Origin of the sequence: Serratia sp. CY33802 (assembly GCF_052169095.1) — a bacterium.
GTDB classification, from domain to species: domain Bacteria; phylum Pseudomonadota; class Gammaproteobacteria; order Enterobacterales; family Enterobacteriaceae; genus Serratia; species Serratia bockelmannii.
This window is the reverse complement of sequence record NZ_JBJNLL010000003.1, coordinates 148,758-163,299: the sequence shown is the minus strand read 5'-3', so window position 1 is coordinate 163,299 and position 14,542 is coordinate 148,758. Positions and strand designations below refer to the sequence as shown.

Annotated in this window: 11 protein-coding genes; 2 read left to right on the top strand and 9 right to left on the bottom strand. The window is 61.1% G+C overall.

Annotated features, from left to right (window positions below; translation table 11 throughout):
* Window positions 1-2: 2 nt before the first annotated feature.
* The 5 genes from apaG to lptD form a co-directional block, all read right to left on the bottom strand.
* Window positions 3-380, bottom strand: a complete 378-nt coding sequence (apaG, locus tag ACJ8HA_RS14060; protein WP_016929119.1) for a Co2+/Mg2+ efflux protein ApaG — start codon at window positions 378-380, stop codon at window positions 3-5.
* Between the two features lie 12 nt (window positions 381-392).
* Window positions 393-1,211 (bottom strand): 16S rRNA (adenine(1518)-N(6)/adenine(1519)-N(6))-dimethyltransferase RsmA, encoded by an 819-nt coding sequence (rsmA, locus tag ACJ8HA_RS14055; protein ID WP_025301542.1) that lies wholly within the window; start codon window positions 1,209-1,211, stop codon window positions 393-395.
* Window positions 1,204-2,196: a 4-hydroxythreonine-4-phosphate dehydrogenase PdxA gene (pdxA, locus tag ACJ8HA_RS14050; protein WP_049205446.1), complete on the bottom strand. Its 993-nt coding sequence runs from the start codon at window positions 2,194-2,196 to the stop codon at window positions 1,204-1,206. Before pdxA ends, rsmA begins: the two co-directional genes overlap by 8 nt.
* Window positions 2,183-3,484, bottom strand: a complete 1,302-nt coding sequence (gene surA, locus ACJ8HA_RS14045; protein WP_025301544.1) for a peptidylprolyl isomerase SurA — start codon at window positions 3,482-3,484, stop codon at window positions 2,183-2,185. The genes pdxA and surA overlap by 14 nt, the downstream gene beginning before the upstream one ends.
* Window positions 3,485-3,549: 65 nt before the next feature.
* Window positions 3,550-5,910 (bottom strand): LPS assembly protein LptD, encoded by a 2,361-nt coding sequence (gene lptD, locus ACJ8HA_RS14040; protein ID WP_043135981.1) that lies wholly within the window; start codon window positions 5,908-5,910, stop codon window positions 3,550-3,552.
* A gap of 228 nt (window positions 5,911-6,138) precedes the next feature.
* Between lptD and djlA the strand changes: the two genes are divergently transcribed.
* A complete protein-coding gene (gene djlA / locus ACJ8HA_RS14035; RefSeq protein ID WP_025301546.1) occupies window positions 6,139-6,960 on the top strand; it encodes a co-chaperone DjlA in 822 nt (273 codons plus the stop codon).
* Between the two features lie 45 nt (window positions 6,961-7,005).
* Here djlA and rluA read toward each other — a convergent pair whose 3' ends face one another.
* From rluA to ACJ8HA_RS14020, 3 genes are all read right to left on the bottom strand, one after another.
* Window positions 7,006-7,656, bottom strand: coding sequence for a bifunctional tRNA pseudouridine(32) synthase/23S rRNA pseudouridine(746) synthase RluA (gene rluA, locus ACJ8HA_RS14030; RefSeq protein ID WP_043135978.1), 651 nt, complete (start codon window positions 7,654-7,656; stop codon window positions 7,006-7,008).
* A gap of 57 nt (window positions 7,657-7,713) precedes the next feature.
* On the bottom strand, window positions 7,714-10,620 hold the full coding sequence (gene rapA, locus ACJ8HA_RS14025) for an RNA polymerase-associated protein RapA (RefSeq protein WP_049294819.1): 2,907 nt from the start codon (window positions 10,618-10,620) through the stop codon (window positions 7,714-7,716).
* 247 nt (window positions 10,621-10,867) lie between these two features.
* Complete coding sequence (locus ACJ8HA_RS14020; protein ID WP_442515376.1) at window positions 10,868-13,234, bottom strand: DNA polymerase II; 2,367 nt, start codon at window positions 13,232-13,234, stop codon at window positions 10,868-10,870.
* A gap of 214 nt (window positions 13,235-13,448) precedes the next feature.
* Between ACJ8HA_RS14020 and ACJ8HA_RS14015 the strand changes: the two genes are divergently transcribed.
* Window positions 13,449-14,219 carry a DedA family protein gene (locus tag ACJ8HA_RS14015; protein ID WP_060448171.1) on the top strand — a complete coding sequence of 257 codons (771 nt, stop codon included), beginning with the start codon at window positions 13,449-13,451 and terminating at the stop codon, window positions 14,217-14,219.
* A 26-nt stretch (window positions 14,220-14,245) separates the two neighbouring features.
* Here the strand turns inward: ACJ8HA_RS14015 and ilvN are convergent, their stop codons facing one another.
* Window positions 14,246-14,539 (bottom strand): acetolactate synthase small subunit, encoded by a 294-nt coding sequence (ilvN, locus tag ACJ8HA_RS14010; protein WP_033641839.1) that lies wholly within the window; start codon window positions 14,537-14,539, stop codon window positions 14,246-14,248.
* Between the last annotated feature and the right edge of the window lie 3 nt (window positions 14,540-14,542).

Here is a 14,542-nt window from a genome sequence, read left to right as displayed (position 1 = left end):
AGTTAATGGATCAGCGTTGGAATGGCTAAGCGGAACACGGGAATAGCGGTGCGGAACGGCTGACCCTGATGGTCCACCATTTCGTAATGGCCTTCCATGGTGCCCAGCGGCGTTTCCAGAATGGCGCCGCTGGTGTACTGAAACTCGCCACCGGGCGGAATGACGGGCTGTTCGCCGATCACGCCTTCGCCCTGGACTTCGGTCTGACGGCCGTTGCTGTTGGTGATCAGCCAGTAACGGCCCAACAGTTGCACGTCGGTCCGCCCCAGATTGCGGATGGTGATGGTATAGGCGAAGACGTAACGCTCTTCTTCAGGGATCGACTGTGATTCCACATAGATGCTCTGAACCTGAATACACACGCGGGGCGAATCAATCATGACAACAACTCCTTATTGCTGCGGCGCCGGATTGGCTGACAGCCAGTTCGCCAGCTTGCAGTACTGCGCCACAGAAATATTTTCTGCTCTGAGCGAAGGATCGACGCCCAGCTCCGTCAGCTGCTCCGGCGTGAACAGGTCGCCCAGGCTATTGCGGATGGTTTTCCGCCGCTGGTTGAATGCCTGCGTGGTGATGCGGCTCAGCATGCGCACGTCGCCCACCGGGTTCGGCAGCTCGGTGTGCGGCACCAGACGCACCACGGCGGAATCGACCTTCGGCGGCGGCGCGAACGCGGTCGGCGGCACTTCCAGCACCGGAATGACGTTGCAGTAGTACTGCGCCATCACGGTCAAACGCCCGTAGGCCTTGCTGTTCGGGCCGGCCACCAGACGGTTGACCACCTCTTTTTGCAACATAAAGTGCATGTCGCGGATTGCCTGAGTATAGCTGAAAAGGTGGAACATCAGCGGCGTCGAAATATTGTACGGCAGGTTACCAAATACGCGCAGCGGTTGGCCAGCTTCCTCGGCCAGTTCGGCGAAATTCACCGTCATGGCGTCCTGCTGGTGGATGGTCAGCTTGTCTTTCAGCCGCGGGTGGTTCTCCAGCCGGGTGGCCAGATCGCGGTCCAGTTCGATCACCGTCATGCGGTCCATGCGCGCGCCGACCGGCTCGGTCAAGGCGCCGAGGCCGGGGCCGATCTCGACCACCGCTTCGCCCGGCTGCGGGTGAATGGCGGAGACAATGCTATCGATGACAAACTGATCGGTTAAAAAGTTTTGTCCAAAGCGTTTGCGGGCAAAGTGCCCTTGGTGGACTCTGTTATTCATTACAATTAATTATCATTTTAATGGCGAGATTCAGGGCCGTTTGGAAACTGCCGACATCGGCGGTGCCGGTGCCGGCCAGTTCCAGAGCGGTACCGTGGTCGACCGAGGTGCGTATGAAAGGCAAACCGAGGGTGATATTCACCGCGCGGCCGAACCCTTGGTATTTTAGCACCGGCAGCCCCTGATCGTGATACATCGCCAGCACCGCATCGGCATCTTGCAGATATTTGGGCTGGAACAGGGTGTCCGCCGGCAGCGGGCCGACAAGATGGATGCCGTCAGCGCGCAGCGCGTCGAGCGCCGGGATGATGGTGTCTATCTCTTCGCGCCCCATATGGCCGCCTTCCCCGGCGTGGGGATTCAGACCGCAAACGTAAATGTGCGGCTGGGCGATGCCAAATTTGGTTTTCAGATCGTGGTCGAGGATGCGGATGACTTCGAACAGGCTCTGCTGCGTGATGGCGCCCGGCACCGCCAGCAACGGCAGGTGGGTGGTCGCCAGCGCCACGCGCAGCTCTTCGGTCGCGAGCATCATCACCACGCGATCGCAGCGGCTGCGATCGGCAAAGAATTCGGTATGGCCGATAAACGGCACGCCGGCGTCGTTGATCACGCCCTTGTTCACCGGGCCGGTGATCAGCGCCGCGAACTCGCCGTTCAGGCAGCCGTCGCAGGCGCGCGCCAGGGTTTCCACCACGTAGGCGCTGTTGCCGACGTTCAACTCACCGGCGGTCACCGGGTGAGCGAGCGGGACCGGTAGCACGGTCAGCGTGCCGGCGCGTTGCGCTTCGGCCGGTTGCTGCGGCTGGTAGTCGCGCAGCGTCAGCGGCAGGCCCATACGCTTGGCGCGTTCAAGCAGCAGGGCCGGATCGGCGCACACCACCAGCTCAACAGGCCAATCCTGTTGCGCCAGCGCGGCTACCAAATCCGGCCCCACCCCGGCGGGTTCGCCGGGGGTAATGACGACGCGTTTATTGCTGTGCATCGCTGCCATCGAGGATCTTCACGTAAGCCTGGGCGCGCTGTTCCTGCATCCAGGTCTGCGCTTCTTCAGCGAACTTACGGTTGAACAGCATACGGTAAGCACGGTCTTTTTGCGCAGCGTCGGTCTTATCCACCTGACGGGTATCCAGCAGCTGGATCAGGTGCCAACCGAAGGAGGAGTGGACCGGCGCGCTGATTTCACCCTTGCTCAGCTTCAGCAACGCATCGCGGAAGGCCGGATCGTAGATGTCCGGGGAAGCCCAGCCCAGATCGCCGCCTTGCATCGCAGAACCCGGATCTTGCGACAGCTGTTTGGCTTCGTCGGCAAACTTGGCGCGGCCGCTCTTGATCGCTTCCGCCACGGATTGCAGTTTGGCGCGAGCCTGGTCGTCGGTCAGCACCACTGAAGGTTTCAGCAGGATGTGACGGGCGTGCACTTCGGTGACCGACACCGACTGGCTGGCGCCGCGAATGTCGTTCACTTTCAGGATGTGGAAGCCGACGCCGGAACGGATTGGGCCGACGACGTCGCCTTTCTTGGCGCTCACCAGACGTTCCGCGAACAGGGTCGGGATTTCTTGCAGTTTGCCCCAGCCCATGTTGCCACCTTTCAGCGCCTGAGAGTCGGCGGAGTAGGTGATCGCCAGCTTGCCGAAGTCGGCGCCGCTGTTGATCTCACCCACCAGACGTTTGGCCAGCTCTTCGGCTTTGTCGACCTGCTGCTGCGACGGGTTTTCCGGCAGCGGGATCAGGATGTGGCTGATGTTCATTTCGGTGTCGCTGCCGTTCTGTGCGCCCACCTGTTTGGCCAGTGCGTCCACTTCCTGTGGCAGGATGGTGACGCGGCGGCGCACTTCGTTGTTACGCACTTCGGAGATCAGCATCTCTTTGCGGATCTGCGCGCGGTAGGTGTTGTAGTTCAACCCTTCGTACGACAGGCGGCTGCGCAGCTGATCGACGCTCATCTTGTTTTGCGCGGCGATGTTGGCGATCGCTTTGTCCAGATCGGCATCGGACACGGTGATGCCCATTTTCTTGGCCATCTGCAGCTGGATGTTATCCATGATCAGGCGTTCGATGATCTGATGGCGCAGCGTCTTGTCGTCCGGCAGTTGCTGGCCGGCCTGCTGGGCGTTGAGCTTGACTGACTGCAACAGACCGTTGACGTCGCTTTCGAGTACCACGCCGTTATCCACGACGGCGGCGACTTTATCCACTTCTTGGGGTGCTGCGAACGCGGCATTGGCGCAAACCACCAATCCGAGAATAAGCGTTCTCCAGTTCTTCATACATTTCCCATTATGTAATCCGCAAATGCGGGTGAAAGTTCTCGTTTTCAAAGTGTTGCAAAGCGTCAGAATGCGCGCTGATACGGCAGAATGCCGGAGCGCAGCATTTCTGCGGAGCCGAGACTATGATCGCTGCTCAGGCCGCGCAGTTCGACGTTGAACGAAACTCTGTTGTCGTAAACGCTGGTATTGTTGCTGTTGTTCCAGTCGGTGATCTTGCGCTCATAGCCCAGCGTCACCGCCCAGCAGCAGGTGTTGTACTTCAGCCCCACCAACTGATCGGCGGATTGTTTGGCGCGGGTGTCGTAGTAGTACGCCCCGACCACCGCCCAACGATCGGCGATCGGCCAACTGCCGGTGATGCCCACCTGCGAGATGCCGTCCTGGAAGGCCGGAACCGTTTTGGTGTTCAACGCCGTCTGGATATATTCCGGCGTGGCGTAACGGTAGTTCAACTGCACCACGCGCTCGGCGTCCTGGCGGTATTCCACCACGCCGTTGCCCAGCGAGACGCTGTTCAGGCGGGTGTCGTACTGCAGGCCGCCGCGCAGGCCCCAACGATCGTCGATTTTCCAATAGGTATCGCCGGCCCAGGCTACGCTGCCGGTATCGTCGTTGTTGTCGTAACCGGTCATCTGGTCACCGGTACGCGAACGGCTGAAGTAGTAGATTTGACCCACGGAAGCGTTAAAACGTTCAACCAGGGCGTCATCATAAATGCGGGTGGTCAAACCGGTAGAGACGCGGTTCTGCGAAGCGATGCGATCCAGGCCGCTGTAGGTGCGATCGCGGAACAGGCCGGAGTAGTCGGTCTGCAGCAGCGTGGTGTCGTAGGTGTAGATGTTGCTCTGGTCGCGGTACGGCACATACAGGTACTGCACGCGCGGCTCCAGCGTCTGGGTAGCGCCCTCGGCCCAGATCATCGGCCTCTCGAACACCAGCTTGCCGTCGACTTTGAACTGCGGCAGTACGCGGTTGACCGAATCATCGAGCTCCGGCGCGGCAGCGTTTTTGCGGCTCTGGTAGTTGGCCGCGAAACCGTCAGGAATATCCTGCTGGTAGTGGGTCGCCATCACCTTGGCTTCGGTGTTCAGGCTGGCCCAGCCGTTGGTGAGCGGCAGACTCAGCGTCGGCTCCATATGCAGACGGGTGGCGTCAGGGCTATATGGGTTGACGCTGGTGAACTTGGCCGCCTGGCCGTAAATATGGAAGTCGAACGGGCCGAGGTCGTTCTTGTAGTAGTTCAGGTCCAGCTGCGGCTGAACTTTATACGAGTCCGACTGTGAACGATCGGTGTCGTCGTAGATCTGGAACTGCTTGGAGCTCAGCGTGGCGTTCCAGTTTTCGTTGGCGTAGCCGAGGCTGAATTTCTGCGTGGCGTAGCCGTCGGTGGTGGAACCGTATTTGGAGTCCAGATCGGTGAAGTATTTGGAATCGCTGACCTTGGTGTAGTCGACGTTGAAGCGCCATACCTGATCCATGACGCCGTTATGGTTCCAGTAGAACAGCCAGCGTTTGTTGTCGTCATGATCTTTGCCGTATTCCTTGTCGTCCGGCAGCCAGTCGAACTCCATCAGGCCGAGGCCCGGCTGCACCAGATAACGGAACTCGGTCTGCCACTGCAGGCCGCGCTTGGACATATAGTGCGGTGTGATGGTGGCGTCGTAGTTCGGCGCGATGTTCCAATAGTACGGCAACATGAACTCGAAGCCATTGTTGCTGCCGTACTTGGCGTTCGGGATCAGGAAGCCGGAACGGCGCTTGTCGCCGACCGGCAATTGCAGGTACGGGCTGTAGAACACCGGCACGCCGCCGATGCGGAAGCGGGCGTTCCAGATTTCCGCCACCTGTTCTTCGCGATCGTGGATCACTTCGGAACCGACCACGCTCCAGCTGTCGTCGCCCGGCAGGCAGGAGGTAAAGGTGCCGTTTTCCAGGATGGTGTAACGGTTGGCGCCGCGCATTTTCATCTTGTCGGCGTCGCCGCGACCCTGACGGCCTACCATCTGGTAGTCGCCTTCATAGACGTCGGTATCTTTGGTATTCAGGTTCGACCAGGCCTTCGGGCCTTTCAGTTTGATCTGATTGTCGCTGTAGTGCACGTCGCCGGTAGCGGTGACGGTGCGCACCGGATCCGTCTGGCCGGGGTTTTCCGTCTGGTTCAGCTCAACTTCTTTGGCGGTCAGGGTGCTGTTACCCTGCTCGATATGCACGTTGCCGCTGAACAGGGCGCTTTTCGGGTAGTCGGCGCGCGAGTCATCGGCATTGATGGTCACCGGCTGGCTGTTCGGATCGCCGCTGACCAAAGGCTTGTCGTAAACGGGAACGCCAAGCATGCATTGCTCGGCCAGATCAGCCAGCGCATGCTGACTGTAGAGTGCCGTCCAAATCATCGTGGCCAGCAGTGTTGGGAAACTTTTTTTCATACGCGGTTTTGGTGTTCCGTCATCAGAGGCGTCGTGTCCGGCAAACGGTCAGAGACTATATTACTCATCTGCGTTGCGCTAGTGCTAAATCCAGCCGTTTACTTGCGTCGTCGTTAGGCGCAAAGATAAATGACAGGTATGATAATCCAAATTCTAGGAAAAATCGCCTGCGCCCTTTCCTGAAACGGAGGAGAGCGGGCGGCTTTCGGCATGATAATTGAGGAGTATATGCAGTATTGGGGAAAACTGCTCGGCGTCATCGTCGCCATCTGGTCTGGCGCGGGATTCTGGGGTGTAGTTCTGGGGCTGATTATCGGTCATATGATCGATACGGCGCGCAGCAACAAGCGCAGTCGGGGGTTTTTCACCGACCAGCAAACGCGGCAAACGCTGTTTTTCCGCACCACTTTTCAGGTGATGGGCCACCTGACCAAATCCAAAGGACGCGTCACCGAGGCGGATATTCAGATCGCCAGCCTGTTTATGGATCGCCTTCAACTGCACGGCGAAGCGCGCACCGCGGCGCAGCAGGCGTTCCGCGAGGGCAAACAGAGCCAGTTCCCGCTGCGTGAGACGCTGCAGCAGTTCCGCAGTATCTGTTTCGGCCGCTTCGATCTGATTCGGATGTTTCTGGAAATTCAGATTCAGGCGGCGTTCGCCGACGGCTCGCTGCACCCGAACGAACGTCAGGTGCTGTATGTCATCGCCGAAGAGCTGGGCATTTCGCGCGCGCAGTTCGATCAGTTCCTCAGCATGATGGAGGGCGGGCGTCAGTTCGGCGGCGGTCAGCAGGGCGGGTATTCGCAGGGCGGCTATCAGCAGGCTCAGCGCGGCCCGACGCTCGACGATGCGTGCAAGGTGCTTGGCGTGCGCAGCAGCGACGATGCCGCCACCATCAAACGCGCCTACCGCAAGCTGATGAGCGAACACCATCCGGATAAGCTGGTGGCGAAAGGCTTGCCGCCGGAGATGATGGAAATGGCCAAGCAGAAAGCGCAGGAGATCCAGGCGGCGTACGACCTGATCAAACGCGAGAAAGGTTTTAAATAAGCGATGCAAGCGGGCCCGGCATGCCGGGCCCGTTTAACATGGGGCTCAGAAATCCGGCTCGGCGCGAAAGTGCATCGGCGTCTGGAAGGCGGGGTGGGTGATGCGCAACTCCTGCGCGTGCAGCTGCAGCCGCGGCGCCATCGCTTTGGCTTCCGGCGGGGCATAGAAACCGTCGCCGAGGATCGGGTGTCCCAGCGCCAGCATGTGCACCCGCAGCTGGTGCGAGCGGCCGGTGATCGGCGTCAGCTTCACGCGGGTGCTGCCGTCGGCGTCGCGCGACAGCACCCGATATTCCGTCTGCGCCGCTTTGCCGGTGTCAAAACACACTTTTTGCAGCGGCCGGTTCGGCCAGTCGCAGATCAGCGGCAAATCCACTAACCCTTCATCATGCGCCATATGTCCCCAAACGCGGGCGATATAGGATTTCTTCGGTTCGCGTTCGCGAAATTGACGCTTTAGCTCACGCTCGGCGGCCTTGTTGAGCGCCACCACGATCACCCCGCTCGTGGCCATATCCAGCCGGTGCACCGATTCGGCGGCCGGATGATCGGCCTGAATGCGGGTCATCAGGCTGTCTTTGTTTTCCGGGGCGCGGCCGGGTACCGACAGCAAGCCGCTGGGCTTGTTGACCACCATGATGTGTTCATCCTGATACAGGATGTGCAGCGGGTCCTGCGGGGGATTGTAGGGTTCCATCTTGGCTCCGCGAAAAGGGCCGAACGGGGAGACGGTGGCCTCCCCGCATCGCGCCGGTTATTGGTGGGTGACCACCACCAGTCGAATGGCGTCGAGACGCCAGCCGGCTTCATTGAGGTTGGCCAGCACCTGACGGCGGTTGAACTCCAGCGTCTCGACTTCGTCGTCGCGGATGTTCGGGTTGACCGCCTTCAGCGCTTCCAGACGCGCCAGCTCGGCGCTCAGCTTGTCGTCCGCCTCTTGCTTCGCCTGTTCGATAAGCTGGCGCGCCTGCGCTTCCACCAGGCTTTCCGCCTGCTGCAGCATGGCGTGCACGTCTTGTTGCACGGCATTGACCAGCTTGCTGGAGGTGTGGCGGTTGACCGCGTTCAACTGACGGTTGAAGCTTTCGAACTCGACCTGCGCCGCCAGGTTGGTGCCCTTGCGATCCATCAGCATGCGGATCGGCGTCGGTGGCAGGAAGCGGGTCAGCTGCAGGTGTTTCGGCGCCTGGGCCTCCACCACATAGACCAGCTCAACCAGCAAGGTGCCGACCGGCAACGCTTTGTTTTTCAACAGGGACACCGCACAGCTGCCAGTATCGCCGGACAGGATCAGATCCAGGCCATTGCGGATGATCGGGTGCTCCCAGCTGACGAACTGCGCGTCTTCGCGCGACAGCGCCTGATCGCGGTCGAAGGTCACGGTGCAGCCGTCCTGCGGCAGGCCCGGGAAGTCCGGCACCAGCATATGGTCGGACGGCGTCAGCACGATCAGGCTGTCGCTGCGGTCTTCCTGATTGATGCCGACAATGTCGAACAGGTTGAGCGCGAAGCCTACCAGGTTGACGTCGTTATCCTGCTCGGCGATGGCGGCGGCCAGCGCCTGGGCTTTGTCGCCGCCGTTGGAGTGCATCTCCAGCAGGCGGTCGCGGCCCTGTTCCAGCTGCGCTTTCAACTGATCGTGCTGCTGGCGGCAGGCGTGGATGAATTCGTCGAAGCCTTCTTGTTCAGTCGGCGCGGCCAGATAGCCGATCAACTGCTCGTAGCAGCTGTCGTAGATGGTGCGGCCGGTTGGGCAGGTGTGTTCGAAGGCGTCCAGCCCCTCGTGGAACCAACGGCCCAGCACCGCCTGCGCGGTGTGCTCCAGGTAAGGCACCATGATCTGGATATCGTGCATTTGGCCGATACGGTCCAGACGGCCGATACGCTGTTCCAGCAGATCCGGGTTGAACGGCAGATCGAACATCACCAGCTGGCTGGCGAACTGGAAGTTGCGGCCTTCGGAGCCGATCTCGGAACACAGCAGCACCTGCGCGCCTTCCTCTTCGGAGGCGAAGTAGGCGGCGGCGCGGTCGCGCTCGATGATCGACAGCCCTTCGTGGAACACCGCGGCGCGGATCGCTTCACGTTCGCGCAGCACCTGCTCCAGCTGCAGCGCGGTGTCGGCTTTGGCGCAGATCACCAGCACTTTTTCGTTACGGTTGGCCAGCAGGTAGTCCAGCAACCACTCGACGCGCGGGTCGAAGTTCCACCAGGTGGCGTTTTCGCCTTCGAATTCCTGGTAGATCTGCTCCGGATACAGCATGTCGCGCGCGCGCGCTTCGACGGATTTCTTGGCGCCCATGATGCCGGACACTTTGATCGCGGTCTGATACTGGGTTGGCAACGGCAGCTTGATCTGGTGCAGGTTGCGGTGCGGGAAGCCCTTCACGCCGTTGCGGGTGTTGCGGAACAGCACGCGGCTGGTGCCGTGGCGATCCATCAGCATGGCCACCAGCTCCTGGCGCGCCTGCTCGGCGTTGTCGCCTTCGCTGTTGGCCGCTTTGAGCAGCGGTTCGATGTCCTGCTCGTCGATCAGCTCGCCCAGCAGGTTCAGCTTGTCGTCGGCCAGGCGTTCACCGCTCAGCAGCAGGGTGACGGCGTCGGCCACCGGACGGTATTTCTGCTGTTCGGCGACGAACTCGCCGTAGTCGTGGAAACGGTTCGGATCGAGCAGGCGCAGGCGCGCAAAGTGGCTCTGTTGGCCCAGCTGCTCCGGGGTAGCGGTCAGCAGCAGCACGCCGGGGATATGCTCGGCCAGCTGTTCGATCACCTGATATTCGCGGCTCGGCGCTTCTTCACTCCAGGCCAGGTGGTGCGCTTCATCGACCACCAGCAGATCCCACTGGGCGTCCGCCAGCTCTTCCAGGCGCTGCTTGTTGCGGCGCACGAAGTCCAGCGAGCAGATCACCAGCTGTTCGGTCTCGAACGGGTTGCTGCTGTCGAGCTTGGCTTCGGCGTAGCGGCTGTCGTCGAACAGCGAGAAGTAGAGGTTGAAGCGGCGCATCATCTCCACCAGCCACTGGTGCTGCAGCGTTTCCGGCACCACGATCAGCACGCGTTCGGCGCGGCCCGCCAGCAGTTGCTGGTGGATGATCATGCCGGCTTCGATGGTTTTGCCGAGGCCGACTTCGTCCGCCAGCAGAACGCGCGGCGCATGGCGCTGGCCGACTTCATGAGCGATGTGCAGCTGGTGCGGGATCAGGCTGGCGCGCATGCCGCGCAGGCCGGCGAACGGCAGGCGATACTGCTCGCTCTGGTATTTGCGGGCGCGAAAACGCAGCGCGAAACGATCCATGCGGTCGATTTGGCCGGCGAACAGGCGATCCTGCGGCTTGCTGAAGGTCAGTTTGCTGTCCAGCAGCACTTCGCGCATCGCCACGCCGCTTTCCTGGGTGTCCAGGCGGGTGCCGATATAGGTCAACAGACCGTTTTCCTCTTTCACCTCTTCCACCTGCAGCTGCCATCCCTCGTGGCTGCTGACGGTATCGCCCGGGTTGAACATCACGCGGGTGATCGGCGAATCATTTCTGGCATAGAGGCGGTTTTCACCGGTGGCGGGGAAAAGCAGGGTAACCATGCGCGCGTCCAGCGCCACGACGGTGCCCAGTCCTAATTCGCTTTCCGTGTCGCTGATCCAGCGTTGACCAAGAGTAAAAGGCATATATTGTCGGCTCGATTCTTTGTAAGTAAGTCTTGTTACCGGGCGGGAAGGGCCGCGGCACCTGTACTGAACATCGGTTAATCCCGGTTTGTTTTAAATTTGACGGGCAATAGCCGTTCACGCCATGCAGACGTCGCGAGACGGCAGGGCTAAGCGTGGTTCAGTTTTGGGAAGGGCGCTATGGTAATGGAAGGCGGCGCGTTCGTCACCTGCAAAACCGGATGATTTTTCTTAACCTGGCGCAATCTCAAAACAGCCCCATCTGCCCGGTGACCAGCGTAGTGAAATCGTCGTGCAAGAAAGGGAGTATAGCGTCTGCCACCGGTTGCAGCTGGCGTTCGAGGTAATGCTGATAGTCGATGGGCGAATGACGGGTTTCCAGCGGTTCCGGCCCGGCGACGGTCATCACGTAGCTGATCCAGCCGCCGTTTTGATACTGCAGCGGCCGCCCCTGGCTGCGGTTGTAGTCGTCGGCGATGCGCGCGGCGCGGGCGTGCGGCGGCACGTTGCGCTGATAGTCCTCGAGCTTTCTGCGCAGCCGTTTGCGGTACACCAATTGATCGTCGAAGTCGCCGTTCAGGGTTTTGCCGACGTAGTCGCGCACATAGTCCTGGTAGGGCTGTTGTTTGAAGATGCGCTGATAGAGCTGCTGCTGGAACTGCTGCGCCAGCGGCGTCCAGTCGGTGCGCACCGTTTCCAGGCCTTTGTACACCATTTCTTCCTGGCCGTCGGCACGCGCGATCAGGCCGGCGTAGCGTTTCTTGCTGCCCTGCTCGGCGCCGCGAATGGTCGGCATCAGGAAGCGGGAATAGTGGGTTTCGAACTCCAGCTCCAGCGCATTCTCCAGCCCGAACTGCTGCTGCAGATGCTGCTGCCACCAGGTGTTGACCCGTTGCACCAGCGCCCGGCCGATCTGCGCCGCCTGTTGCTCGTCATGCGGCTGTTTCAGCCAGACGAAGGTGGAGTCGGTGTCGCCGTAGATCACCTGATAGCCTTCGGCTTCGATCAGCTCGCGGGTTTGGCGCATGATCTCGTGGCCGCGCAGGGTGATCGACGACGCCAGCCGCGGATCGAAGAAGCGGCAGCCGCTCGATCCCAGCACGCCGTACAGCGCGTTCATGATGATCTTCAACGCCTGCGACAGGGGCTTGTTGTGTTGGCGCTTGGCGGCCTCGCGCCCCTGCCAGATCTGTTCGACGATCGCCGGCAGGCAGTGTTTGTTACGCGAGAAGCGGGCGTTGCGAAAGCCGGGCACCGAATCGGCGTCGCTGGGGTGGCGCATGCCTTCCACCAATCCGACCGGATCGATCAGGAAGGTGCGGATGATCGACGGGTACAGGCTTTTATAGTCCAGTACCAGCACCGAATCGTACAGGCCGGGCTGGGAGTCCATCACAAAGCCGCCGGGGCTGTGCTCCTCCGGCTGTTCGCCGAGGTTGGGGGCAACAAAGCCCAGGCGATGCATGCGCGGCATATAGAGGTGGCTGAAGGCCGCCACCGATCCGCCGCTGCGATCGGCCGCCAACCCGGTGACGGTGGCGCGCTCCAGCAGGAAGTTGAGCAGATCGGCCTTGGCGAAGATGCGCGTCACCAGCTCGCAGTCCTTCAGGTTGTAACGGGCCAGCGCCGGCTTGTCTTCGGCGAAGCGTCGGTCGATCTCCGCCATGCGCTGATAAGGGTTGTCGATAGCCTTGCCTTCGCCCAGCAGTTCCTGCGAAACGTATTCCAGGCTGAAGGAGGGAAAATTCCAGGTGGCGGATTTCAGCGCCTCGATGCCGTCGATGATCAGGCGGCCGGCGGCGGCGGCGAAAAAGTGATTCTGCTTGAAGCCATGCTCGCGCCATTCCAGCAGGTTGCCGCCGCGCCCTAGCCGCAGCGGGATTTGGTAGCGCTCGGCGTGCTTTTGCAGCACCCGCAGATCGAACTGCACCAGGTTCCAGCCGATGATGGCGTCGGGATCGTGACGCTCCAGCCACGCGTTTAGCCGTTCCAGCAGTTGAGGGCGGCTGGCGCAGTATTCCAGATCGAAATCCAGCGGCTCATCGCCGCCGTTGGCCGGCCCCAGCATGTAGACCTGCCACTGGCCACAGCCTTCCAGCGCGATGGAGTAAAGCTCGCCGTGGGCGGTGGTTTCGATATCCAGCGACACCAGCCTGAGCGCCGGGCGGTAGTCCGGTGCCGGCTTCATCTGGCCGCTGAGCAACGGCCCATCGCCGTTGCCCTGGCCGTTGAACCACACCGGCGCGGTAATGAAGCGTTCCATCAGGTAGCGCTCGGGCGGGCGAATGTCGGCCTCGTAGACCGCAACGCCGCCTTCCCGCAGCAGCTTTTCCAGCTTGATGAGCTGACGGTGCTGGCGGCAGTACAGCCCCAGCATCGGGCGGTGATGAAAATCCGTCAGTGCCAGCGGTTTCAGTTCCACCTGCCGCTCTTCACGCAGCAGCAGTTCCGCGCGCTGCCTTTGTTCGGCGGGGATAAACGCCACCGAGGTCTGCGGCGGCAAGCGCAGTTGGCGCGGGCCTGCGTCGGTCGCCAGCCAAAATTCGACCTCGGTGCCGGCGGGCGTGTCGCGCCAGTGGCGAGTGAGCAGGAACCCCTGTTGCAGTGCTGTCATAACCCCTTCGTTTTCCACCGGGCGGCGTGCGCGACGTTCAGCGTGATGTCGGTTTTGGCGCTAATATAGATATATTATAGTATGGGTTTTTATACAGTGATTGTCCATCGCCGCGCGCGTTGCCAAATACGCATACAATTCATCGATTGACTCGCCAGCGGCGGCGCTGGAAAATCCTCCGCCCCGTTTGGCCCGAATAATCCGCAGAGGTGTAATGGAAGCCTATTTACAAGATTTGATCACCCAGTCACTGGCTTTCACCCTGATGGTCGTTCTGCTGGTCGCTTTTCTCGAGTCGCTAGCGCTGGTGGGGCTGCTGCTGCCCGGCACGGTGATGATGGCCAGCATCGGTGCGCTGATCGGCAGCGGCAAGGTGGATTTTTACTACGCCTGGGCGGCGGGCATCGTCGGCTGCCTGCTCGGCGACTGGATCTCCTATTTCGTCGGCCGCGCTTTTAAGGGGCCCTTGCACCGCTGGTCGTTCCTGAAAAAGAACAAAGCATTGCTCGACAAAACCGAACATGCCTTGCACCAGCACAGCATGGCGACCATTTTGATCGGTCGCTTCGTTGGCCCGACGCGCCCGCTGGTGCCGATGGTGGCCGGCATGCTCGATTTGCCGCCGTACAAGTTTGCGTTGCCGAACATCATCGGTTGCCTGACCTGGCCGCCGGTCTATTTCTTCCCCGGCATTCTGGCGGGGGTGGCGATCGATATCCCCGCCGGCGCCAACAGCGCGATGTTCAAGTGGTTGCTGCTCGCTGCGGCGCTTACCCTCTGGCTGGCGGTGTGGCTGAGCTGGCGCTGGTGGCGTGAGGGCAAGCGCAACGCCGATCGGCTGAGCCGTTGGCTGACGCCGCTGCGGCTGCGCGTGGTGTGCGGATTGAGTTGGCTGGCGGCGTTGGCGGTCGGCTATCTGCTGAGCCAACAGCCGCTGATGCCGGTGTACCGGCACCTGCTGTGGAAAGTGCTGGCAGGGCAATGATTGCGGGGGCGTAAGCCCCCTTCGTATCACTGGAAGAAGGCTTCCAGCTGTTCAAATACCCGCACGTCTTCGCTGTGGCGCTTCACCCGCAGCACGTCTTCCAGCTTTTCCACCTGGCTTATCATTTGTTCCAGCCGCTGATCGTCGGCGACCAATAGCCAAATGCGGCTCTGTTGGCCGTCTTTCAACGGCAGACACAGAATGCCTTCGACGTTGAACGCGCGGCGGGCGAACAGCCCGCAAACGTGCGACATCACGCCGGGATGGTTGCGCACCGCCAGCTCCAGGATCACCTGGGGTTTATCTTGTGGTTGCAGCATGGC

Excerpts from the sequence above, each read along its gene's own strand:
- apaG (WP_016929119.1), bottom strand. The coding sequence starts at position 380 with ATGATTGATTCGCCCCGCGTGTGTATTCAGGTTCAGAGCATCTATGTG.
- rsmA (WP_025301542.1), bottom strand. The coding sequence starts at position 1,211 with ATGAATAACAGAGTCCACCAAGGGCACTTTGCCCGCAAACGCTTTGGA.
- pdxA (WP_049205446.1), bottom strand. The coding sequence starts at position 2,196 with ATGCACAGCAATAAACGCGTCGTCATTACCCCCGGCGAACCCGCCGGG.
- surA (WP_025301544.1), bottom strand. The coding sequence starts at position 3,484 with ATGAAGAACTGGAGAACGCTTATTCTCGGATTGGTGGTTTGCGCCAAT.
- lptD (WP_043135981.1), bottom strand. The coding sequence starts at position 5,910 with ATGAAAAAAAGTTTCCCAACACTGCTGGCCACGATGATTTGGACGGCA.
- djlA (WP_025301546.1), top strand. The coding sequence starts at position 6,139 with ATGCAGTATTGGGGAAAACTGCTCGGCGTCATCGTCGCCATCTGGTCT.
- rluA (WP_043135978.1), bottom strand. The coding sequence starts at position 7,656 with ATGGAACCCTACAATCCCCCGCAGGACCCGCTGCACATCCTGTATCAG.
- rapA (WP_049294819.1), bottom strand. The coding sequence starts at position 10,620 with ATGCCTTTTACTCTTGGTCAACGCTGGATCAGCGACACGGAAAGCGAA.
- ACJ8HA_RS14020 (WP_442515376.1), bottom strand. The coding sequence starts at position 13,234 with ATGACAGCACTGCAACAGGGGTTCCTGCTCACTCGCCACTGGCGCGAC.
- ACJ8HA_RS14015 (WP_060448171.1), top strand. The coding sequence starts at position 13,449 with ATGGAAGCCTATTTACAAGATTTGATCACCCAGTCACTGGCTTTCACC.
- ilvN (WP_033641839.1), bottom strand. The coding sequence starts at position 14,539 with ATGCTGCAACCACAAGATAAACCCCAGGTGATCCTGGAGCTGGCGGTG.